Origin of the sequence: Micromonospora sp. DT62 (assembly GCF_049847285.1) — a bacterium.
Taxonomy (GTDB): domain Bacteria; phylum Actinomycetota; class Actinomycetes; order Mycobacteriales; family Micromonosporaceae; genus Micromonospora; species Micromonospora reichwaldensis.
Window position 1 is genome coordinate 109,239 of the sequence record NZ_JBNCOB010000018.1, and the last position, 21,491, is coordinate 130,729.

A 21,491-nucleotide genomic window follows, 5' to 3' on the forward strand; every position below is an offset into this window, starting at 1 on the left:
CCTCCCTGCCGCGACCACGCAGCGCGCGTGGCCCGTCACCGACAATGCCGAACGGGCACGACGGTTCCAGCTCAGCCGGGAGCGGCACAACTTCCAGAATGCGGCGTCGCCCCGGCCGGGGTGCCGTGTCGGACCCGGCCCGCGGCGCCCGTCCACGTTGCCGGCCGGGATCAGACCAGGAAGATGAGGGCGAGCCAGGCACCCACGATCAGCACCAGCGCGAGCGCCAGCACCCAGGTGGGAACCGTGTACTCGCCGCGCCGGTTGCGCTCGATCTCGGCGCGGATCTTCTCGCGGCGGCGCTCGGCCCAGTTCTGTCGCTGGTGACCGCGCTCGGGGGGTTCGGAAGTCGTCATGGCGCGGTCAGCCTACCGGCCCGGCCGGCCCGGACGGCGATCGCCACCGCACCGGGCCGGCCCGCTGCCGTCACATGCTGGCGATCAGCCGTTCCACCCGCTCGTCGTACGCCCGGAACGGGTCCTTGCAGAGCACCGTGCGCTGCGCCTGGTCGTTGAGCTTGAGGTGCACCCAGTCGACGGTGAAGTCGCGCCGCTTCTCCTGGGCGTGCCGGATGAACTCCCCGCGCAGCCGGGCCCGGGTCGTCTGTGGCGGGGTCTCCTTGGCCTCGAAGATCTCCGGATCGGTCGCCACCCGGTCCACCTCGCCGCGCCTCTCCAGCAGCCCGTAGAGGCCCCGGCCCCGGCGCAGGTCGTGGTAGGCCAGGTCCATCTGGGCCACCCGCGGGTGCGACAGCGGCAAGTCGTGCTTGCGCTGGTAGCGCTCGATCAACCGCAGCTTGGTCACCCAGTCGATCTCCCGGGACACCGGCTCCAGGTCGCCGGTCTCCACCGCGCTCAGCACCCGGCCCCACAGCTCCACCACCCGCTTCGCGGTCTGGTCTCCGCCGCGCCGCTCCACGAACTCGGTCGCCTTGGCCAGGTATTCCTGCTGGATCTCCAGCGCGCTGACCTCCTTGCCGGAGGAGAGCCGCACCTTGCGGCGCCCGGTGATGTCGTGCGACACCTCGCGGATGGCCCGGATCGGGTTCTCCAGCGTCAGGTCACGCATCACCACCCCGGCCTCGATCATCCGCAGCACGATGTCGGCGGTGCCGACCTTGAGCAGCGTGGTGACCTCGTTCATGTTCGAGTCGCCGACGATGACGTGCAGCCGGCGGTAGCGCTCCGCGTCCGCGTGCGGCTCGTCGCGGGTGTTGATGATCGGCCGGCTCCGGGTCGTCGCCGACGAGACGCCCTCCCAGATGTGCTCGGCCCGCTGCGACAGGCAGTAGACCGCCCCGCGCGGCGTCTGCAGCACCTTGCCCGCCCCGCAGATCAACTGCCGGGTGACCAGGAACGGGATCAGCACGTCGGCCAACCGGCCGAACTCCCCGTGCCGCGACACCAGGTAGTTCTCGTGACAGCCGTACGAGTTGCCGGCCGAGTCGGTGTTGTTCTTGAACAGGTAGATCTCGCCCGCGATGCCCTCGTCGTGCAGCCGCTTCTCCGCGTCGACGAGCAGACCCTCCAGGATCCGCTCGCCGGCCCGGTCGTGCGCGACCAGGTCCACCACCGAGTCGCACTCCGGGGTGGCGTACTCCGGATGCGAGCCGACGTCCAGGTAGAGCCGGGCGCCGTTGCGCAGGAAAACGTTGCTCGAACGGCCCCACGACACCACCCGGCGGAAGAGGTACCGGGCGACCTCGTCAGGGGACAGCCGCCGCTGCCCGCGGTAGGTGCAGGTGACGCCGTACTCGGTCTCGAGGCCGAAGATTCGCCGCTCCATGATGAGACATTAGCCGCCCGAGGCCCCAGATGGGCAGCGCACACCGTGCCGGTCTCACACGGGATCGGTGACGGTCGGTCCCGGGCACCGCAGCGCCGGTCCCCGCGGGCGCGCGGCGGACACGGCCGCTCGTCCGTACGCCGGCCGGCCGGGTGTGGTGCGACGCCGACGCCCTTCGGCGCGGGGCGTCCCGGTTGGACGTTCCGCGCCACGGATCCGCGACGGGCGGGCAGGTCCCGGACGGCGGCGCCGGAAGGCCTCTGAGACGCCCGGGAACGGCGGGCGACCCTTGGCATACCCGAGAACGGCGTGCGGCGGGTGGCGGGCGCGGTGGGGTTGCACGACGGCGCGGGTCGCACTCGACCCGCGCGCCGTCGTCGGGCTCGGGCTGGGCGGTCGGGCGTGTCCACGCCCGACCGCCCAGCCTCGACGTGCCCGCTACGCCTCGGGGGTGTCCCGGCCCTCCAGGTCCGCCGAGCCGGCCGACGTGGTGGGCTTCTTCGCCTCCTCGGTCGGCGAGGTCGGCGTCTCCGGGCGGGCCGACACCGGCTCCTCGGCCTTGTCGCCGTCGAGCAGCGCGGTCAACGCGGCCCCGGTGATCCGGCGGAACGTCCGCCCCACCCGGCGGCGGTCCAGGATCGCCACCTCCAACTGGTTGGCGGCGATGGTCCGGGCGGCGCCGCCCTCTCCCCCGACACTGCTCAGGGCCTGCACCGCGACCTTGACCGCCTCGCCCAGCGACATGTCCGGACGGTGGTGGGACTTCAGCACGCCGGTGATGGCCTCGGCCTGCCCGCCCATCGCCATCCGGCCCGGCTCGTCGTTGACGGATCCGTCGTAGGTGAGCCGGTAGAGCTCGTCGTCCTCGGCGGTGGTGCCCACCTCGGCCACGCAGATCTCCACCTCGAACGGCTTTGACTGCTCGGTGAAGATGGCACCCAGGGTCTGCGCGAAGGCGTTCGCCAGGGCCCGACCGGTGACGTCACGCCGGTCGTAGCTGAGGCCGTTCAGGTCGGCCATCCGCACGCCGGCACGGCGCAGGTTCTCGAACTCGTTGTAGCGGCCGACGGCGGCAAAGCCGATCCGGTCGTAGATCTCACTGACCTTGTGCAGGGCGCTGGAGAGGTTCTCGGCGACGAAGAGCACCCCGCCCTCGTAGCTCAGGACCACCGCGCTGCGGCCCCGGGCGATGCCCTTGCGGGCCAGCTCGGAGCGGTCGCGCATGATCTGCTCGGGCGAGGCGTAGAACTGCATGGCCACGGCGGCGGTTCTCCTTAGGGCGCTGTGCTGACGGCTGCTGACTGGTACGGGCGGGAGCGGATCAACCGCCCGGGTTCTCCATCCGGCCGGAGACCACGCTCTCGGCGATCGCCGACATCTCCTCGTCGGTGAGCCGGTGGGTGCCCTCCGCCGTCGCCGTCATCACCACCGGGTAGATCCGCCGGATCAGGTCCGGGCCGCCGGTCGCGGTGTCGTCGTCGGCCGCGTCGTAGAGCGCCTCGACCGCGAGCCGGACCGCCTCGTCGATGGAGAGTCCCGGCTGGAAGCGCTTCTTCAGCGCCGACCGGGCGAAGAGCGAGCCGGAGCCGATCGCGTCGTAGCCGGTCTCCTCGTAGGGGCCGCCGGTGACGTCGAAGCTGAAGATGCGGCCCGCCCGCGCCGGGTCCTTCGCGGCCAGGTCGTAGCCGGCGAAGAGCGGGATCACCGCGAGACCCTGCATCGCGGCGCCCAGGTTGCCACGGATCATGGAGGCGAGCCGGTTGGCCTTGCCGTCGAGCGAGAGCATCGCGCCCTCGATCTTCTCGTAGTGCTCCAGCTCCACCTGGAACAGTCGCATCAGCTCGATGCCGATCCCCGCCGTGCCGGCGATGCCGACCAGGGAGTACGCGTCGGCCGGGTGGACCTTCTCGATGTCGCGCTGGGCGATCAGGTTGCCCATGGTGGCCCGCCGGTCGCCGGCCATCACGACACCGCCGGCGGCCGAGATGGCCACGATGGTGGTCGCGTGCGGCGCCATGTCGGCGGCCATACCCGGCGGCAGCGGCCGGCGGCCGGGCAACATCTCGGGGGCCACCTTGCTCAGGAACGAGGTGAAGGAGGACGTCCCCGCGTTGGTGAACACATCTGGTAGACGCCCGGATGGATCAAAACCCGCTGCCACGTGGTTCCTCTCAGATATGTGATCGCCCCGGCCAGCCGCGACCGATCGTCACGGAACTGGCCAAGGCCACCGTTGCAGTTGAAGCACAATATCCCGCGCACCCACCCGGTGCGATGATCGTGGTCGACATGTTCAGGATCCGGTGTGCCACAGATCGCGCACACCCCGCCCTGCTCGGCCAGGAGCTCCTGGAACTCAACCTCACCGATGCCGTAGCGCCGCCGCAGGTGGTATTCGCGACTGCCGCCGTGGAGCCGCGTCCGCGACTCCCTGCCCTTCTCGTTGTGGCAGGGCTTGCAGTATCGGCCGTGGCCGCCCCGCCCGGATCGGTTACGGGGAAAGTCCGCCAGCACCCTGACGCATCGCACGCCGGACACCGGCGGTACCCCTCCGGCACCGCCGGTAACTGACGCACCTCACGCCCATCCCGTTCCCGGACGCGCTTCGCGTAGCTGGCCCTCGAACGCGCATTGAAGCACGATTTGCAGTAGCTGCCTCGACCGTCTGGTCTCCTGCTGTTGGCGCAGAAGTCCGCTAAGGGCTTCCACACGCCGCAGTCGCGGCAGAGACGCTCACCGTTTCGGTCATCCCACTGTCGAGACATGTCCGAAATGCCGGGTTTAACCTATTCACCCCCTTTCTGTACGTAGCCCCTGACGAACTCCTCGGCGTTCTCCTCGAGGACCGAGTCGATCTCGTCGAGCAGGTCGTCGACGTCCTCGGTGATCTCGGCGTGCCGCTCGGCGACCTCCGGGTTCGCCTCCGTGGTGACGTCCTCGATCTCCTCGCCCTGACGCGACTTGCCCGACTGCGACTGCCCGCCGCTGTCACGAGTGGCCATTGCTGCCTCCTCCACGATCGCCCTGCGATCAACTTACCTCGCGGAGGCGACGAAAAGCCCGCCGCGCGCCGCGTTCGGCACCCGACGGGCAATCGTCGACCCGGTCAGCCGCCGGTGAGGGTCTCCAGCAGGTCCTTGGCGCTCGCACAGCGGTCGAAGAGCGCCCCCACGTGCTTGCGGGTGCCGCGCTCCGGCTCCATCATCGGCACCCGCACCAGCGACTCCCGGCCGACGTCGAAGATGACCGAGTCCCAGCTGGCCGCGACGACCTCGGAGGCGTACTGGGCCAGGCAGCGGCCGCGGAAGTAGGCCCGGGTGTCCTCCGGCGGTTCGGTCATCGCCGTACGCGTCTGCTCGTCGTCGAGCAGCGTCTTCATCGCGCCCCGGGAGACCAGCCGGTGGTAGAGGCCCTTCTCCGGGCGGACGTCGGAGTACTGGAGGTCGACCAGTTGGAGCTTGTGCGAGCCCCAGCCGAGCTGCTCGCGCTCCCGGTAGCCCTCCAGCAGCCGCAGCTTGGCCACCCAGTCCAGCTCGTCGGCGCAGAGCATGACGTCACGGCCCAGCCTGTCCAGCACGCGCTCCCAGCGGGCGAGCACGTCGAGGGTCTGCTCGTCGGCGTCGGTGCCGTAGCGGTCGTCCACGAAGGACCGGACCCGCTCGTAGTAGGCCCACTGGAGGTCCAGGGCCGTCAGCCGCCGCCCGTCGCGCAGCCGCATCCGGTGCGTCAGGGACGGGTCGTGGCTGACGGCGCGCAGCTCGCTGACCGGGTCGGCGATGCCGAGGTCGGGGCCGAGCGCCTTCTCCTCGATCATCGTGAGGATCAGCGCCGTGGTGCCGACCTTGAGGTACGTGGAGATCTCCGACAGGTTGGCGTCGCCGATGATGACGTGCAGCCGGCGGTACTTGTCGGCGTCGGCGTGCGGCTCGTCGCGGGTGTTGATGATCGGCCGCTTGAGGGTGGTCTCCAGGCCGACCTCGACCTCGAAGAAGTCCGCACGCTGGGAGATCTGGAAGCCGCTCTGCCCGCCGTCCTGGCCGATGCCGACCCGGCCGGCGCCGCAGACGATCTGCCGGGTCACGAAGAACGGTGTCAGGTACGCGACGATGTCGGCGAACGGCGTCTGCCGGCGCATCAGGTAGTTCTCGTGCGAGCCGTAGCTGGCGCCCTTGTTGTCGGTGTTGTTCTTGTAGAGGTGGATCGGCTGGGTGCCGGGGATCGTGGCGGCGCGCCGGGCCGCCTCGGCCATCACCCGCTCCCCCGCCTTGTCCCAGCGCACCACGTCCAGCGGGTTGGTCACCTCTGGTGTGGAGTATTCCGGGTGGGCGTGGTCGACGTAGAGCCGTGCGCCGTTGGTGAGTATCACGTTGGCCAGCCCGAGGTCCTCGTCGGCGAGTGCCTCGGCCGGGTCGTACGCGGCACCCGAGTAGGTGAAGCCGCGCGCGTCCCGCAGCGGCGACTCCTCCTCGTAGTCCCAGCGGGCGCGGCCGCCCCGGTTGAGTTCCGGGCGCGCCCCGTAGGCGTTGACCACCTGGGAGGAGGTGACCATGGGGTTGGCCCCGGCCTGGCCGGGAACGGAGATGCCGTACTCGACCTCGGTGCCCATGATCCGTCTTACGCTCATCGACCTACCCGCTTCGCTCGCCCGACCCGGTCCCCCGTCACGTCGAGCGTAGTCGGCCGCGCGGCGGATGGGGGCGCGGCGGACCGGGGCGGCGGGCGCGAGAGGCGGGCACGGACGGGACGGGGCCCGTGGCGCGTCGCGCCACGGGCCCCGTGCGGGTGTCCGTCAGAGGTACTGGCCGGTGTTGCTGGCGGTCTCGATGGACCGGCCGGCCTCCGCGCCCTTGCCGCCGGAGACGAGCGTGCGGATGTAGACGATCCGCTCGCCCTTCTTGCCGGAGATCCGGGCCCAGTCGTCGGGGTTGGTGGTGTTGGGCAGGTCCTCGTTCTCCCGGAACTCGTCGACGCAGGCGTCGAGGAGGTGCTGCAGGCGCAGGCCCTTGCGTCCGGAGGTGAGGAACTCCTTGATGGCCATCTTCTTGCCCCGGTCGACGATGTTCTGGATCATCGCGCCGGAGTTGAAGTCCTTGAAGTAGAGGACTTCCTTGTCGCCGTTGGCGTAGGTGACCTCGAGGAAGCGGTTCTCCTCGGTCTCCGAGTACATCCGCAGCACGACCGCGTCGATCATCGCCGCGACGGTGGCCTGGGGGTCGCCGCCGTGCTCGGTCAGGTCGTCCGGGTGCAGCGGCAGCCCGGCGAGGATGTACTTGGTGAAGATGTCCTTGGCCGCCTCGGCGTCCGGCCGCTCGATCTTGATCTTCACGTCGAGCCGGCCAGGTCGCAGGATCGCCGGGTCGATCATGTCTTCCCGGTTGGAGGCGCCGATGACGATGACGTTCTCCAGCCCCTCCACGCCGTCGATCTCGCTGAGCAGCTGCGGGACGATGGTGTTCTCCACGTCGGAGGAGACACCGGAGCCCCGGGTCCGGAAGATCGAGTCCATTTCGTCGAAGAACACGATGACCGGTGTGCCCTCGCCGGCCTTCTCCCGGGCCCGCTGGAAGATCAGCCGGATGTGCCGCTCGGTCTCGCCGACGTACTTGTTGAGCAGCTCCGGGCCCTTGATGTTGAGGAAGAAGCTGGTGTGCTTCTCCTTGCCCTCCCGCTCGGCGATCTTCTTCGCGAGCGAGTTGGCCACCGCCTTGGCGATCAGCGTCTTGCCGCAGCCGGGCGGGCCGTAGAGCAGGATGCCCTTCGGCGGGCGGAGCTGGTGCTCGCGGAACAGGTCGGCGTGCAGGAAGGGCAGTTCCACCGCGTCGCGGATCTGCTCGATCTGCGAGTGAAGGCCACCGATGTCGGTGTAGTCGACGTCGGGCACCTCCTCCAGGACCAGTTCCTCGACCTCGCTCTTCGGGATCCGCTCGTACGCGTACGCCGAGCGGGGCTCGATCATGAGCGAGTCGCCGGCCCGGATCGGCGAACCGATCAGGGTGTCGGCGAGGTGCACGATGCGCTCCTCGTCGGAGTGCGAGACCACCAGGGCCCGGTCGCCCGGGCCGCCGTCGGGACCCGCGAGGATCTCCTTGAGCATCGCCACCTCGCCGACCCGCTCGAAACCGAACGCGTCGACGATGTTGAGCGCGTCGTTGAGCAGGACCTCCTGGCCGCGCCGCAGCTCGGCGACGTCCAGCGAGGGCGAGACGGCGACCCGGAGCTTGCGTCCGCCGGTGAAGACGTCCACCGTGCCGTCGTCGTGCCGCGCAAGGAAGACGCCGTAACCACTCGGCGGTTGCGCGAGGCGGTCGATCTCCTCCTTGAGCGTCACGATCTGCGCGCGAGCCTCCTTGAGAGTGCTCACGAGCCGGTCGTTGTTCTCGGTCAGCCGCGCCAACTGTGCCTGGGTGGCCGCCAGCCGCTCTTCGAGCTGCCGGACGTGTCGGGGGCTTTCGGTCAACTTGCGCCGCACCAGAGCGAGTTCCTCTTGAAGGAACGCGACCTGCGTGGAGAGATCGTGGGCCTCCTTCTCCCACCGTGCGGCGCGCGAGTCCGCGTCGTCGCTGCGTGCCACGTCCCACCTCCCCGGGGGGCTTGAACGTTCTGCCCTAACACTAGCCGCTATGAGGCCGATTCGGTCCCACGCAACGCGCTCGTCACCGAACCTTGATCGCGAAGGGTGGCCCGGGGGGGCCGGTACGGGCGTTCGGGTACCGTCGGGGCGTGGGACGGGAGAACATGGGGGGTGCGCCGTGGCGCAGGTCGTGACGGACGAGTTGCAGGTCTGGGTTGACCAGGATCTCTGCACGGGCGACGGGCTCTGCGTGCAGTACGCGCCCGAGGTCTTCGAGTTCGACGTCGACGGGCTGGCGTACGTCAAGGGCCCCGACGGCGAGCTGCGGATGGCGCCGGGCAGCCGGGTCGACGTGCCGGAGCACCTGCGCCTCGAGGTGATCGACTCGGCGAAGGAGTGCCCGGGCGAGTGCATCCACGTGGTGCGCGGCAGCGACGGCGTCGAGGTGGCCGGCCCGGAGGCCGAGGAGGACTGACGGCCCGGCCCTCCCGCGCGAGCGCGCGGGAGGATCGAGACGTCCGGGAACCCCGCCTGCGCGGCCCACCCGGGCGTACGGCTCAGAGCATCGGGCGGCCGACCACCGAGGCGACCAGGCGGGCGAACTCCTCCAGGCGGGCGATCTGTCCGGCGCCGCCGTCGTCGAGGGTCTTGCCGAAGCGCAGCGCGTCGTGCCGGGGCGCGCCCACCGCCTCGTCACTGGGCGGCGCCTCGTCCAGCGAGGTGAGCAGCAGGTAGACGTCGATGCTGTCGACCCGGATCCCGCCGTCCTCGGCGCGGGTGAGCCGGCGCCGGCAGCCGACCTCGGTCACGGTGGAGACCGGCACCACCCGCAACGACGAGGTCATCGAGCCCGGTGGCCCGTCCTCCGGCGGCACGTCCTCGCCGTGCCAGAGGACGAGGCGGCTGCCGTCGCAGACCACGACCTCCTGCCACACCCCGTTGACCTCGTTGACGAAGCGTTCCAGGGTGAAGCCGAGCACCGAAGCGCCGCGCAGCACCCCACCGAGCGCCTCGAGCGCGACGTCGGGATCGCGCAGGTACGCCCGGGCCGCCGATTCGAGGTCCTGGTAGGGCGACCAGTCCGGGAACACCGCCGGCAGGTCACCCCCGCCGAAGCCGGGCCGGCTCATGCCACCTCCCCGTGCCCGGCCCGCCGGCACGCGCCGACGGGCGGGATCCGTCCGTTCACTCCTCGTCGCCCCGCTGCGCCGTCACGGCTGTTCCGTGTCCTCGGCGGCCTGCTGCGCCGAGGCAGCCGCCGCCTGCCTGGCGGCCTCGGCCTCACGCAGCGCCTGGCGGCGTTCGGCGTACGCCTCGGCGCCCTTGCTGGGCTTGCGGCGCCGCGGCGGTGCGGTGACGCCGGGGGCGAGCTTACGCGCGGAGACGAGGAACGCGGTGTGCGCGATCATGCGGTGGTCCGGTCGCACGGCCAGACCCTCGGCGTGCCAGTCGCGCACCAGCGACTCCCAGGCCCGCGGCTCGGTCCAGCCGCCGCGCTCACGCAGCGCCTCGACCAGTTCGGACAGCTGCGGGGTGGTGGCGACGTAGCCGATGAACACGCCACCGGGAACCAGCGCCCGCTCGACCATGTCGAGGGTCTCCCACGGGGTGAGCATGTCGAGGATGATCCGGTCGAAGCCGGTCTCGGCGCACCCGGCGACGTCGCCGACGTGCAGGTGCCACGCGGGGTGCGGCCCGTTGAAGAACGCCTCGACGTTGCGCCGGGCGATCTGGGCGAAGTCGTCGCGCACCTCGAACGAGTGCAGCTCGCCTCCGGTGCCGACCGCACGCAGCAGGGAGCAGGACAGCGCGCCGGAGCCGGCGCCGGCCTCCAGGACCTTGGCACCGGGGAAGATGTCGCCCATGGCGACGATCTGGGCGGAGTCCTTCGGGTAGATCACCTGGGCGCCGCGCGGCATGGAGAGCACGTAGTCCGACAGCAGCGGTCGCAGGGCGAGGAACGCGGTGCCGCCGCCGGTGGTGGTGACCACGCTGCCGTCGGGCAGGCCGATCAGCGCGTCGTGCTCCAGGATGCCGCGGTGGGTGTGGAACGCCTTGCCGGGCTCGAGGGTGACCGTGTGCATCCGCCCCTTGGGGTCGGTCAGCTGCACCCGGTCGCCGATCCGGAACGGGCCGCGGTGCACGGGGGGCAGCGCCGGGGTGTCGGCGGGCACCGGGGTGCCCGGGTCTGCCGGGGCGACGGGGGGAGTTGCGGTCACGTGTTCATCTTCCGTTGGGGTTCGAGGAGCTGAGCGAGATCCGCGATGTGCAGAATGCCCACGACATCTTCGCCTGAGGTCACCACGTACTGCGCGCCCGGGTGGGTCTGCACGGTCTCCATCACGCGTTCCCCGTCGAGTCCCACCGGCATCGCGGGCAGGTCGGGCAGGGATCGGGCGACCGCGTCGACGGCCAGCCAGGGGCGGCGTTCCACGGGTACGGCGTCCGCCGCCGCCGGGTCGACCAGGGCGACCGGCCGGCCGGCGGTGTCGGTGACCACGAGGGCGGCGCCCGGGGTGCTCCCGTCGGCGCGCCGGCGGTGCGCCTCGGCCAGCGGCGTGCCGGTGGGCACGGCGAGCACGGGCCGGGCCAGCCGGGCCAGGTCGATCAGCGGGAAGCGGCGACTGATCCGGGCCATCCGGATCGACTGCCCGGCGCCGCGCCACAGGGTGAACGCGACGAGCAGCATCAGCGGCAGCGCCAGCGGCGCCAGGTCGCGGGTGAGGGTGAGCAGGGCGACCAGCGCGGCGGTGCCGACGGCGACGACGCGTCCCACCCAGCCGGCGACCTCGGTGCCGCGGTGCCGGTCGCGGGTCACCGCCCAGACCGCCGCCCGCAGCGCCCGGCCGCCGTCGAGCGGCAGCCCGGGCAACATGTTGAACAGCGCGACGATGACGTTGCTCACGGCCAGTTGGAAGGCGAGCTGGTTGGCCAGGGTACGGTCGGGCAGGGCGAGGGTGGCGGCGACCGCGAGCACGCCGAGCACGGCGGAGACGGCCGGGCCGGCGAGTGACACCAGCAGGTCGATGCGGGGCGTCGGGGCGTCGCGGTCCATCTCGGTGTAGCCGCCGAGCAGCTCCAGGGTGATCCCGCGCACACCGATGCCGTAGCGGCGGGCGGTGAGGGCGTGGCCGAGCTCGTGCAGGAGCACCGAGCCGAGCAGGGAGACCACGAAGCCGAAGCCGATCAGGTAGCCGGCGAGCTGGGACAGGTCGAGCTGGCGGCGGGCGAACTCGGCGTACAGCACGGTCACCAGCAGGGTGAGCAGCACCATCGAGCCGTTGAGGTGCAGCGGCACCCCGAACACCCGGCCCACGGTCAGGCCGGTCCGCGCGTCGGGCCGGCGGCGCGGTCGCCTCGTCTGCTCCATCGGATCGATGCTACGCGGCGGAGATCATGCGCCGGCGTGGCGACGGGAGCGGACGCCGGCGCGGCGACGCGATCGCGCACCGGTCCAGCGACGCGATCATGCACCGGTGCGGCGACGGTGGTGGTGTCACACCGGTGCCCTAACCTCTCGGGCATGACGGCGGAACCGGTGACCACGCAGCATTCCCCGACCCCGACCGATGTCCCGGCGACGGTGCGGGCCTCGCTGTCGCCGTCGCGGGCGGCAGATTTCAAGACCTGCCCGCTGCTCTACCGGTTGCGCAGCATCGACCGGCTGCCCGAGCGGCCGACCGTCGAGCAGGCCCGGGGCACGCTCGTGCACGCGGTGCTGGAGCGGCTGTTCGACCTGCCGGCCGCCGGGCGCACCCCGACGGCCGCCGGCGACCTGGTGGCCCCGCAGTGGGACCGGCTGGTCACCGAGCAGCCCGAGCTGGCGGCGCTGTTCGCCGACGGCGACCCGGCGGCGACCGAGTTCCTCCGCTCCGCCGCCGGGCTGCTGGAGGGCTACTTCGCGGTGGAGGACCCGCGCCGGCTGGAGCCGGCCGAGCGGGAGAGCCTGATCTCGGCGGTGGTCGACGAGGAGCTGCTGATCCGGGGCTACGTCGACCGGCTCGACGTGGCGCCCGACGGGGCGCTGCGGGTGGTCGACTACAAGACCGGCGGCGCGCCGCGCGAGGCGTTCGAGGCGCGGGCATTGTTCCAGCTCAAGTTCTACGCGCTGGTGCTCTGGCGCACCCGGGGCGTGGTCCCCCGGGTGCTGCGGCTGCTCTACCTCAAGGACTCGGAGGTCTGCGACTACGCCCCGGACGCCGACGAGTTGCTGCGCTTCGAGCGCACCGTCGTGGCGTTGTGGCGGGCGATCGAGCAGGCGACCGCCCAGCAGGATTTCCGTCCCCGCCCGAGCCGGCTCTGCGACTGGTGCAGCCACCAGGCGCTCTGCCCGACCTTCGGAGGCACCCCGCCGCCGTTCCCGACGCAGGCGACGCCGGATCCGCTGCGCGACGCCCGGTCCCGCCCGACGCCTCCCGGCGCCGACGAGTGACCGGCTGACCGGCGCACCGCCATTCGGTGAGGTCCACGCGGCGCGTGAAACCCGCGTCGGCCGCCCTGACGGGGACGAGCTGCTCTCCTCCTGAGGGATGAGGCCGGGCTCACCGCCGGCGACGATCAATCGGCCGCGACGGCGGATAGCGTCGCGGTATGACTTCGGGCCCCCGGGCGTGGCTGCGCCAGCACCCCCTCGCCGCGGACGTGCTCCTCGCCGGCGGGCTCGTCGTGGCGGAGGTGGTGCTCACCGCGTTGACCCCCCGCGAGTACTGGCCGGGGCGCCTGCTGGCGGCGCTGGGCTGGAGCGTGGTCTGCGCCGTGCCGGTGGCGTGGCGGCGGGTGGCGCCGTGGGCGGCGGTCGCGCTCGCGGTGGCGACGCTGGCGGTGCCCCTGCTGCTCGGCCCCGCGCCGACCACGCAGGGCATGACCTTCATGGTGCTCACCTACACGGCGGCCGCCGCCGGGCCACCGCGTACGGCGGTCGTGGCGGCGCTGGTGCTGTGGATACCGGTCGGCGCCACCAGCGCCCTCGCGCCACCGCCCGACGAGCTGCTGGCGAACGTCAGTCCCGCCTACCTGGTGCTGAACAACCTGCTGGTGGGGGCGGTGTCGTACTCGGTGGGACGCGCGGTGCACGCCCGTCGGGCCTCCACGGAGGCGCTGCGGGAGCGGGCCCGGGCGGCCGAGGAGAACCAGCGTTCGCTGGCCGAGCGGGCGGTCGCCGACGAACGCCGCCGCATTGCCCGCGAGCTGCACGACGTGGTCGCGCACCACGTCAGCGTGATGGGGGTGCTGGCCACGGGGGCCCGTCGCGTACTGCCGAAGGATCCGGGCGCGGCCGACGGGGCGATCGCCACCATCGAGGAGACCAGCCGGGCGACGCTGCGGGAGATGCGCCGGCTGCTCGACGTGCTGCGTACCGACGCCGAGCCGGCCGCCGAGCTGGCTCCGCAGCCGGGGCTCGCCGGCATCGAGGCGCTCGTGGAGCAGGTGCGCGACGCCGGCCTGCCGGTGACCCTGCGGGTCGAGGGCACCCCGGCGACGCTGGAGGAGGGGGTGGCGTTGACCCTCTACCGGATCACCCAGGAGGCGCTGACCAACGCGCTCAAGCACGCCGGCGCGGCCACCGCCCAGGTGCTGCTGAGCTTCGACGGGGACACGGTCGACGTGGAGATCGCCGACACCGGGCGCGGCCCCGGGCCCGACGGCGACCGGATCGGGCACGGCCTGGTCGGGATGCGGGAGCGGGTCGCCCTCTACGGTGGTGTCCTGCGTACCGGGGCGCGGCCGGGCGGGGGCTTCCGGGTGTCGGCGAGGATCCCGGTGGAACCCCGGGGCGCGGCGGCGTGACCGGGGATCGGGACGGGGGAATCAGGTGACCGACGCGACGGTGCCGGCACGGCCGGTACGCATCCTGCTCGCCGACGACCAGCCACTGCTGCGTACCGGCTTCCGGATGGTGCTGGGCACGGAGGACGACCTGGACATCGTCGCCGAGGCCGCCGACGGCCTGGAGGCGGTGGAGCTGTCCCGGCGGCTGCTGCCCGACGTGGTGCTGATGGACATCCGGATGCCGCGGATGGACGGGGTCGCCGCGACCCGGGCGATCGTCGACGCCCGGCTGCCGGTGCGGGTGCTGATCCTGACCACCTTCGACCTGGACGAGTACGTGGTGGGGGCGCTGCGGGCCGGGGCGAGCGGCTTCCTGGCCAAGGACGTGCCGGCCGACGACCTGGTGGCGGCGATCCGCACGGTGGCCGCCGGGGACGCGGTCGTGGCGCCGCGCATCCTGCGGCGCCTGCTGGACCGCTTCGCCGACGCGCTGCCCGACCCCGCGGCCGCGCCGCCGCGCACGCTGAGCGCGCTGACCGAGCGGGAGCGGGAGGTGCTCGTGCACGTGGCCCGGGGGCTGTCCAACGCCGAGATCGCCCGGGCGTTGTCGGTCAGCGAGACCACCATCAAGACCCACGTCGGGCACGTGCTGACAAAGCTGGGGCTGCGCGACCGGGTGCAGGCCGTGGTGCTGGCGTACGAGTCGGGTCTGGTCCGCCCGCGGGCGTAGCGCCTCGTCGCCGGCCGGCACGGGCCGCGTACCCGGGAATGCTCCACGGCACGCGGCGCGGTTGCCGTCGTCACCTACCGTGACCGGAGACGTCGCCGCGCGGTTGACCCTGACGCGGCGTCACTGTGCAGGATCGGTCCCGGCCGGCGAAGCGCCCTCGCCCGGCCGCCGGCTCAGGGGCAACCCTGAGTCGGCACTGGGGGGGCACCCGCAGCGCGAAATCCGCCACGGCTCCGACCGGAGTCGGACGGATCGGGGCCGGCGAGCACAGATGATGAGACTGCCGTGCCGGACCAGCGGGGGCGGCGCGGACCGAAGACAGACGGAAGAGGTAGATGACGTGACCGCGACGGTAGGCCAGCAGGCGCAGGCCGCGGCCCGGGCGAGCGACGTGTGGAAGGTGTACGGCAGCGGCGAGGCGCAGGTCGTCGCGCTGCGGGGGGTCAGCGCGGAGTTCGAGCGGGGCCGGTTCACGGCCATCATGGGGCCGTCGGGCTCGGGCAAGTCGACGTTGATGCACTGCCTCGCGGGCCTGGACTCGGTGACCCGGGGCACGGTGTCGATCGGCGACACGAAGGTCACCGGCCTGGGCGACGCGGGCCTGACGAAGCTGCGCCGCGACAAGGTCGGCTTCATCTTCCAGCAGTTCAACCTGCTGCCGACGTTGACGGCCAAGGAGAACATCCTGCTGCCCCTGTCGATCGCCGGACGCAAGCCGGACCCGGCCTGGTACGACACGGTGATCGCCACGGTCGGGCTGCGGGACCGGCTGGACCACCGACCGGCGCAGCTCTCCGGCGGCCAGCAGCAGCGGGTGGCGTGCGCCCGGGCGCTGGTCGCCCGGCCCGAGGTGATCTTCGCCGACGAGCCGACCGGAAACCTGGACTCGCGGGCCGGCGCGGAGGTGCTGAACTTCCTGCGCAACTCGGTGCGCGAGCACGGGCAGACCATCGTGATGGTCACCCACGACCCGACCGCCGCCGCGTACGCCGACCGGGTGGTCTTCCTCGCCGACGGGCAGATCGTCTCCGAGCTGATCGAGCCGACCGCCGAGACGGTGCTGGACACCATGAAGAAGCTGGACACCCCGGCCGAGGTGGGGCGCTGATGTTCCGCGCGACCCTGAAGAGCCTGCTGGCCCGCAAGGTCCGGCTGATCCTCTCCGGCCTGGCCGTGGTGCTGGGCGTCATGTTCGTCTCCGGCGCGTTCGTGCTCACCGACACCCTCGGCCGCTCGTTCGACGCGATCTTCGCCGACGCGTACGAGGGCGTGGACGTCAACGTCGCCGCCAAGCCGAAGATCGACGTCGGCGAGGCGGAGGGCATGCCGGTGGCGGCGCCCGTGCCGGCGGCCACCCTCGACAAGGTCCGGGCGGCGCCCGGCGTCGCCGAGGCCACCGGCGTGGTCGGCGTCGACGGGGCACGGCTGATCGGCGCCAACGGCAAGGTGGTCGCCTCGTTCGGCCCGCCGCAGCTCGGCGAGAACTGGACCGGCGAGAGCGACCTGGTGCGGCTTCGCGAGGGGCGGGCCCCGCAGGCCGACGACGAGATCGTCATCAACAAGGCGCTCGCGACGGCCGGCAAGGTGAAGGTCGGCGACCGGGTCGGCGTGCTGACCCTCCAGCCGAAGCAGGAGTTCACCATCGTCGGCGTGTTCGGCTACAGCGGCGGCCGGGACTCCATCGGTGGCGCCAACGAGATCATGTTCACCACGCCGGTCGCGCAGAAGCTGATGCTCGGCGCGCCGGACACCTTCAGCAACCTCTCGGTCACCGCCGCCGACGGGGTGTCCGACGAGTCGCTGCGCGACGCCGTGGCCGCCGCGGTGGGCGCCGACTTCGAGGTCAAGACCGGTACGCAGCTGTCCGAGGACGCGGCGGCCGGCATGAAGGAGGCGCTGTCCTTCTTCAACCGGATCCTGCTCGGCTTCGCCGCGGTGGCGCTGCTGGTGGGCACCTTCCTGATCCTCAACACCTTCTCGATCATCGTGGCGCAGCGCACCCGGGAGTTGGCGCTGATGCGCGCCGTGGGGGCCAGCGGCCGCCAGATCATCGGCTCGGTGGTGCTGGAGGCCATCGCGGTGGGGCTGGTCGCCTCGGTGCTGGGCCTCGGCGCGGGCATCGGCATCGGCGCGCTGCTGGCGTACCTGTTCAGCACGTTCGCCGGCGGGCTGACCCTGGCGGGGATCGGCGTGCCGCTCTCCGCGGTGGTCGGCGCGTTCTCCGTCGGTCTCGTGATCACCGTGGTGGCGGCGCTGCTGCCGGCGCTTCGGGCGTCGCGGATCCCGCCGATCGCGGCGATGCAGGACGTGGCCACCCCCGACCGCCCGTTGACCAAGGTCACCGTGGCCGGCGCGATCGTCACGGCCGTGGGCGGCGCGCTGCTGGCCCTGGGGCTCACCGGCAACGCCGGGGGCAACACCCTGGCCACCATCCTCGGCGGGGTGCTGTTCGCCTTCATCGGCGTGGCCCTGCTGACGCCGCTGATCAGCCGGCCGGTGGTGAGCCTGCTCGGCGCGCTCTTCGCCTGGTCGGTACCGGGCAAGCTGGGCCGGCTCAACTCGGGGCGCAACCCGCGCCGCACCGCCATCACCGCCGCCGCGCTGATGGTCGGCATCGCGCTGGTCACCGGGGTGACGGTGATCCTGGACTCGGCGAAGAGCAGCATCGGCGGGCTAGCCCAGGACAGCCTGAAGGCCGAGCTGGTGATCGCCGGGGCGCAGAGCGGCCCCCGGCCGCCGAGCTTCGACCCGGCCGTGCTGGAGAAGGCCGCCGCGATCCCGGGGGTACGCCTGGCCGACGGCGAGTACGGCGACCTGGCGATGGTCGGCGGCGAGCGCACCTGGGTGGCGGCGAGCAGTGACGTCGCCGCGCTGCGGCAGATCTTCGGGGCCGAGCCGACCGCCGGCAACATCGACCGGTTGGCGCCGGACGGGATGCTGGTCAGCTCCGACACCGCGACGGCGCGCGGCCTCTCCGTGGGGTCGAAGGTGCCGGTGCAGACGTCCCGGGGCGAGGCGCGGACGTACACCGTGACCGGCATCTACGCCAGTTCCCAGCTGACCAACCCGATGGTGCTGCCGGCGGAGGCGGCGAGCGGCTTCGCCATCCCGCAGCCCATCCAGGGCTTCATCCAGCTGGCGCCGGGCACCCGGGTGGCCGACGTGCAGCCGCGGATCGAGGCGCTGCTGGCCGACTCCCCCGAGGTGTCGGTGGCCGACCGGGAGGCGTTCATCGAGCAGCAGACCGGTCAGCTCGACGGGCTGCTCATGATGATCCAGATCCTGCTGGCGCTGGCCATCGTGATCGCCGTGCTCGGCATCATCAACACCCTGGCGCTGTCGGTGCTGGAGCGCACCCGGGAGCTGGGGCTGCTGCGGGCCATCGGCCTGCGCCGGGCGCAGACCATGCGGATGATCACCGTGGAGGCGGTGGTGATCTCGGTGTTCGGCGCGCTGCTCGGTGTCGTCGTCGGCGCCGGCCTGGGCGCGGCCGTGGTCGAGGCGCTGCGCGACGAGGGCATCACCGACCTGGTACTGCCCTGGACCCAGATGGGGATCTTCCTCGGCCTCGCCGCGATCGTCGGGGTGGTCGCCGCGGCGCTCCCGGCGGTGCGGGCCGCCCGGATCAACGTGCTCGGCGCCATCGCCCACGACTGATCCCGCCGCGCACCCAGGGGCCCCGCCGACCGGCGGGGCCCCTGGTCGTCTCAGGCGCCGGGCGGCGGCGCCCCTCGTCCGTCAGGCGCCGGGCGGCGGCGCGCCGAGCAGGGCGGCCAGCAGCTCCAGGTCCGCGCCGGTCAGGCTCTCCAGCTGGTGTACGCCGTCCAGCGGCCCGATCGGCACCTCCGCCGGTACGGCCAGCACCGCCGCGCCGGCGGCGAGCGCGCTGGCCACCCCCGTGGGCGAGTCCTCGATCGCGACGCAGCGGGCGATCGGCACGCCGAGCAGCCGGGCGGCGGTCAGGTACGGCTCCGGGTGCGGCTTGGCCGCCTCGACCTCGTCGCCGCAGACGACCGCGTCGAAGCTGTCGCGCCCGAGGGTGTCCAGCGCCACCTCCACCAGGGGCCGGCCGCTGGAGGTCACCAGCGCCGTCGGGATGCCCGCCGCCCGGACGGCCCGCAGCAGGTTCAGCGCGCCGGGGCGCCAGCGCAGCCCGGTGCGGAACAGCTCCAGGATCCGGGCGTTGATCCACGCCGCGCTGGCCTGCGGGTCGCGCCCCGGCTGGCCCAGGTCGTCGTGCAGGAGGCGCATCGACGCGGCCATGCTGGAGCCGATCATCGCCTTGCGGGCCGGATCGGACAGGGTGCCGCCGTACTCCGCCGCCAGCTCGTGCAGCGCGACGTCCCACAGCTTCTCACTGTCGACCAGGGTGCCGTCCATGTCGAAGAGCACGGCGGCGGGGTGGTGGCTGTTCAGGGGGTCCTCCCTCGGGTGCGTACCCCGGGATCCTCTCAGCCGCCACGCCGCCAGCGCGCGCTGCGGTGTCGCGGGGTGACCTGGCCGACGGGTTGCGCGCGGGCGCGAGACTCGGGGACAACCGGTCGCCGGCACGGCGGCCCCTCGCCCGGAGGTCGCCATGCGCGTCCGATCCCTGGTATCCCGGTGCACCGTGGTCCTGCTCGCCGCCGCCGTCGCGATCTGGCCGGCGGGGCCGGCCGCCGCGGCGAGCCTGCCCCTGGACCGCTGCTACGACCTGGAGACCCCCCAGTACGAGGATGAGCGGGACTGGTTCGCGCCGGGCAACGTGCACACCACGTGGCCCTCACCGGTGGGCATGGTCGACCGGGACGTGTTCCGGGTGTCGGCGCTGGGCACGATCCGCATCGACCACTGGGGCACCCGGAAGTCCATCTCCGGCGAGCTGCCGCTGGCCGGCAGCGGCTGGCCGGCGCCGGACGCCCCCCGGTACGCGCTGATCGCGAAGGTGACGTCGGGATCCATGCTGGTGCTGAGCAACGGGTTGACCTACACCTCGGGCCGATGGTTCCCCGTCGGCGCCGACAGCGGCTGCATGCTCTACTACAACGCCGGTGCGCCGTCGCGGCTGGTCTTCTCCTTCAACGACCCGAACCTCGGCGACAACGGCGGCGGGGCCTCGGTGTGGGTACGGCAGTGGTGGAACTGACTGCGACCCGGTGGCCTCAGCTCAGGTCGCAGGCGGCCAGGGAGCGTTCGTAGCCGCGGAAGAACGACTCGGTGCGCTGCTCGGCGGTGCCGTGCGAGCCCTCGGCGAACCAGGGCTGGTCGGGGTCGTCCCCGACTGCCAGCAGCCCTTCGCGGAACTCCTCCAGGTCGCCGTCGTCGAGCCGTAGCGCCTTCGAGCGCACCGAGTCGCCGAGGTACGCCCCGGCCATGCAGTCGGCCTGCAACTCCTGCTGGATGGTGTAGGAGTGGCGGATGCCGAGCCGGGCCTGGATGCCGTGCGCGTACTCGTGGCCGAGCAGGTAGAACACGAACGCGTCGCCGACCTGACGGAAGGCGCCCACCGACCATCTCACGTCGTACGCGATGAAGTCGCCGGCCGAGCAGTAGACGGCGTTGTTGCGCGGCAGCGGCTGCCCGCCGCAGGACACCTCGCCGGCCCGCTGGTAGGGGATGACGCGGCGGATCGGGCGGAACCGCTCCCCCGAGGCCTGGAACTGGGCGGCCCAGTACCGCTCGGCGATGGTCTTCGCGTCGGTGACGTCCTGCTGGAACTCCGCGACGCTGGTGGTGCCGTCGGCCCGGTCCTGCCCGGCGCCCGGCGAGGCCGGGGTGTCGGGCCGCGGCGGGGCGGGCTCCTGCCCCTCGGGGTCGGACACCCCGCCGACCACGCAGCCGGCCGCCGCGACGAGGGCCACCACGAGGCCGGCCAGCGAGCTTCGCGGTCGGCGTCCCACGCGCCTCGTCACAGTGCCCTCCCCGGCGTCGGCGTCGCGACGTCCAGTACCCCCGCGGCGGGTCCGCCATACCGGGGCAGGGAGGTGGGCGACGCCTCGGACGGCGACGGTCCACCGGTCCGGCCTGCGGCGCTGCCAACCGAATGGGTCATACCCAGTCCAGAGGCGAGGCCCGCTGGCCGACGCCCATACCTGGCCACAAACGCCACTTGGGAATTGTCAGTATGGCCTGCTCGAAGGGGCGGAGGCCTGCCCGTCGAGCGGGCAGGCCTCCGCGATTCAGCGTCAGCTCACTAACACTGGGTGTCGAACGTGCTCACGTTCTTGACGTTGCCCTCATAGATCCAGCCGTACGGAGCCGCACCCCCGACGCTGACGAAGTACCACTTGCTTCTCGCCTCGTTGATCGTCCAGCACCAGCCGCCGAGCCGCGTGCCCACCGGAATCGAGTAGCCGCTGGCGTTGCCGCAAGTCTTCCCCGGCCCAGTGCGCAGATAGATGGAATTCTTGACGGTAGCGCCGCCCTCACCGTTGCTCCACGGTTCCCAGTCGCAGTCGACGGCGCTGAAGCCCGACGGGGTGAAGTTCGGCGGCTCACCCTCCGCGCCCACGGGGGTGCGATCGTGGCTGGCCATCGCCGGCGGGGCAGACGCCACCACCACACCTGCCGCGAGGGCCAGCCCCGCCAGGGCTGCCGGCAGTTTTCGATTCAGGCGTGCATTCATTTGCCCGCTCCTTTCCTCCAGTTGTGGCTCGC

The 21,491-nt window shown here is 72.3% G+C and carries 20 protein-coding genes and 1 pseudogene; 7 read left to right on the plus strand and 14 right to left on the minus strand.

Annotated elements, in window-relative coordinates; all coding sequences use genetic code 11:
• Positions 1-170 precede the first annotated feature (170 nt).
• From ACPXCB_RS22595 to arc, 8 genes are all read right to left on the minus strand, one after another.
• On the minus strand, positions 171-356 hold the full coding sequence (locus ACPXCB_RS22595) for a hypothetical protein (protein WP_311412756.1): 186 nt from the start codon (positions 354-356) through the stop codon (positions 171-173).
• Between the two features lie 70 nt (positions 357-426).
• A complete protein-coding gene (pafA, locus tag ACPXCB_RS22600) occupies positions 427-1,785 on the minus strand; it encodes a Pup--protein ligase (protein WP_151455849.1) in 1,359 nt (452 codons plus the stop codon).
• Positions 1,786-2,223: 438 nt separating this feature from the next.
• Positions 2,224-3,045 carry a proteasome subunit alpha gene (gene prcA / locus ACPXCB_RS22605; protein ID WP_425877545.1) on the minus strand — a complete coding sequence of 274 codons (822 nt, stop codon included), beginning with the start codon at positions 3,043-3,045 and terminating at the stop codon, positions 2,224-2,226.
• Positions 3,046-3,106: 61 nt separating this feature from the next.
• Positions 3,107-3,946, minus strand: coding sequence for a proteasome subunit beta (gene prcB / locus ACPXCB_RS22610; RefSeq protein WP_192581475.1), 840 nt, complete (start codon positions 3,944-3,946; stop codon positions 3,107-3,109).
• Complete coding sequence (locus ACPXCB_RS22615; protein ID WP_425877546.1) at positions 3,865-4,323, minus strand: endonuclease VII domain-containing protein; 459 nt, start codon at positions 4,321-4,323, stop codon at positions 3,865-3,867. The genes prcB and ACPXCB_RS22615 overlap by 82 nt, the downstream gene beginning before the upstream one ends.
• A gap of 248 nt (positions 4,324-4,571) precedes the next feature.
• The gene (locus ACPXCB_RS22620) at positions 4,572-4,787 is read right to left on the minus strand and encodes a ubiquitin-like protein Pup (protein ID WP_088993750.1); all 216 of its coding nucleotides are present in this window, start codon (positions 4,785-4,787) and stop codon (positions 4,572-4,574) included.
• Between the two features lie 104 nt (positions 4,788-4,891).
• Positions 4,892-6,409 carry a depupylase/deamidase Dop gene (gene dop, locus ACPXCB_RS22625; protein ID WP_151455852.1) on the minus strand — a complete coding sequence of 506 codons (1,518 nt, stop codon included), beginning with the start codon at positions 6,407-6,409 and terminating at the stop codon, positions 4,892-4,894.
• A gap of 165 nt (positions 6,410-6,574) precedes the next feature.
• Positions 6,575-8,356 (minus strand): proteasome ATPase, encoded by a 1,782-nt coding sequence (gene arc / locus ACPXCB_RS22630; protein ID WP_425877547.1) that lies wholly within the window; start codon positions 8,354-8,356, stop codon positions 6,575-6,577.
• 178 nt (positions 8,357-8,534) lie between these two features.
• Between arc and ACPXCB_RS22635 the strand changes: the two genes are divergently transcribed.
• On the plus strand, positions 8,535-8,831 hold the full coding sequence (locus ACPXCB_RS22635; protein ID WP_132237457.1) for a ferredoxin: 297 nt from the start codon (positions 8,535-8,537) through the stop codon (positions 8,829-8,831).
• Between the two features lie 82 nt (positions 8,832-8,913).
• Here the strand turns inward: ACPXCB_RS22635 and ACPXCB_RS22640 are convergent, their stop codons facing one another.
• The 3 genes from ACPXCB_RS22640 to ACPXCB_RS22650 form a co-directional block, all read right to left on the minus strand.
• A complete protein-coding gene (locus tag ACPXCB_RS22640; RefSeq protein ID WP_132237455.1) occupies positions 8,914-9,486 on the minus strand; it encodes a hypothetical protein in 573 nt (190 codons plus the stop codon).
• Between the two features lie 81 nt (positions 9,487-9,567).
• Positions 9,568-10,575, minus strand: a complete 1,008-nt coding sequence (locus tag ACPXCB_RS22645; RefSeq protein ID WP_425877548.1) for a tRNA (adenine-N1)-methyltransferase — start codon at positions 10,573-10,575, stop codon at positions 9,568-9,570.
• The gene (locus tag ACPXCB_RS22650; RefSeq protein ID WP_425877558.1) at positions 10,572-11,630 is read right to left on the minus strand and encodes a site-2 protease family protein; all 1,059 of its coding nucleotides are present in this window, start codon (positions 11,628-11,630) and stop codon (positions 10,572-10,574) included. Before ACPXCB_RS22650 ends, ACPXCB_RS22645 begins: the two co-directional genes overlap by 4 nt.
• A gap of 249 nt (positions 11,631-11,879) precedes the next feature.
• Here ACPXCB_RS22650 and ACPXCB_RS22655 point away from each other — a divergent pair, with 249 nt between their 5' ends.
• The 5 genes from ACPXCB_RS22655 to ACPXCB_RS22675 all read left to right on the plus strand — a co-directional run bounded on the left by ACPXCB_RS22655 (position 11,880) and on the right by ACPXCB_RS22675 (position 18,512).
• A complete protein-coding gene (locus tag ACPXCB_RS22655; protein WP_425877549.1) occupies positions 11,880-12,788 on the plus strand; it encodes a RecB family exonuclease in 909 nt (302 codons plus the stop codon).
• Positions 12,789-12,946: 158 nt separating this feature from the next.
• Positions 12,947-14,143 carry a sensor histidine kinase gene (locus ACPXCB_RS22660; RefSeq protein WP_425877550.1) on the plus strand — a complete coding sequence of 399 codons (1,197 nt, stop codon included), beginning with the start codon at positions 12,947-12,949 and terminating at the stop codon, positions 14,141-14,143.
• Positions 14,144-14,168: 25 nt separating this feature from the next.
• Complete coding sequence (locus ACPXCB_RS22665; RefSeq protein ID WP_132237447.1) at positions 14,169-14,855, plus strand: response regulator; 687 nt, start codon at positions 14,169-14,171, stop codon at positions 14,853-14,855.
• A 340-nt stretch (positions 14,856-15,195) separates the two neighbouring features.
• A complete protein-coding gene (locus tag ACPXCB_RS22670; RefSeq protein ID WP_357662274.1) occupies positions 15,196-15,963 on the plus strand; it encodes an ABC transporter ATP-binding protein in 768 nt (255 codons plus the stop codon).
• Complete coding sequence (locus tag ACPXCB_RS22675; RefSeq protein ID WP_425877551.1) at positions 15,963-18,512, plus strand: ABC transporter permease; 2,550 nt, start codon at positions 15,963-15,965, stop codon at positions 18,510-18,512. The genes ACPXCB_RS22670 and ACPXCB_RS22675 overlap by 1 nt, the downstream gene beginning before the upstream one ends.
• A gap of 81 nt (positions 18,513-18,593) precedes the next feature.
• Here ACPXCB_RS22675 and ACPXCB_RS22680 read toward each other — a convergent pair whose 3' ends face one another.
• On the minus strand, positions 18,594-19,247 hold the full coding sequence (locus ACPXCB_RS22680) for an HAD family hydrolase (protein ID WP_311412763.1): 654 nt from the start codon (positions 19,245-19,247) through the stop codon (positions 18,594-18,596).
• Between the two features lie 184 nt (positions 19,248-19,431).
• Here ACPXCB_RS22680 and ACPXCB_RS22685 point away from each other — a divergent pair, with 184 nt between their 5' ends.
• Complete coding sequence (locus tag ACPXCB_RS22685; RefSeq protein WP_425877552.1) at positions 19,432-19,980, plus strand: hypothetical protein; 549 nt, start codon at positions 19,432-19,434, stop codon at positions 19,978-19,980.
• Between the two features lie 16 nt (positions 19,981-19,996).
• On the opposite strand, the pseudogene ACPXCB_RS22690 reads toward ACPXCB_RS22685, so the two are convergent.
• Both ACPXCB_RS22690 and ACPXCB_RS22695 read right to left on the minus strand, forming a co-directional pair.
• Positions 19,997-20,791 (minus strand): annotated as a pseudogene (locus tag ACPXCB_RS22690) (neutral zinc metallopeptidase); the annotation flags it as partial.
• A 236-nt stretch (positions 20,792-21,027) separates the two neighbouring features.
• A partial coding sequence (locus ACPXCB_RS22695) for a hypothetical protein (protein ID WP_425877553.1) occupies positions 21,028-21,491 on the minus strand: 464 nt, incomplete at its 5' end.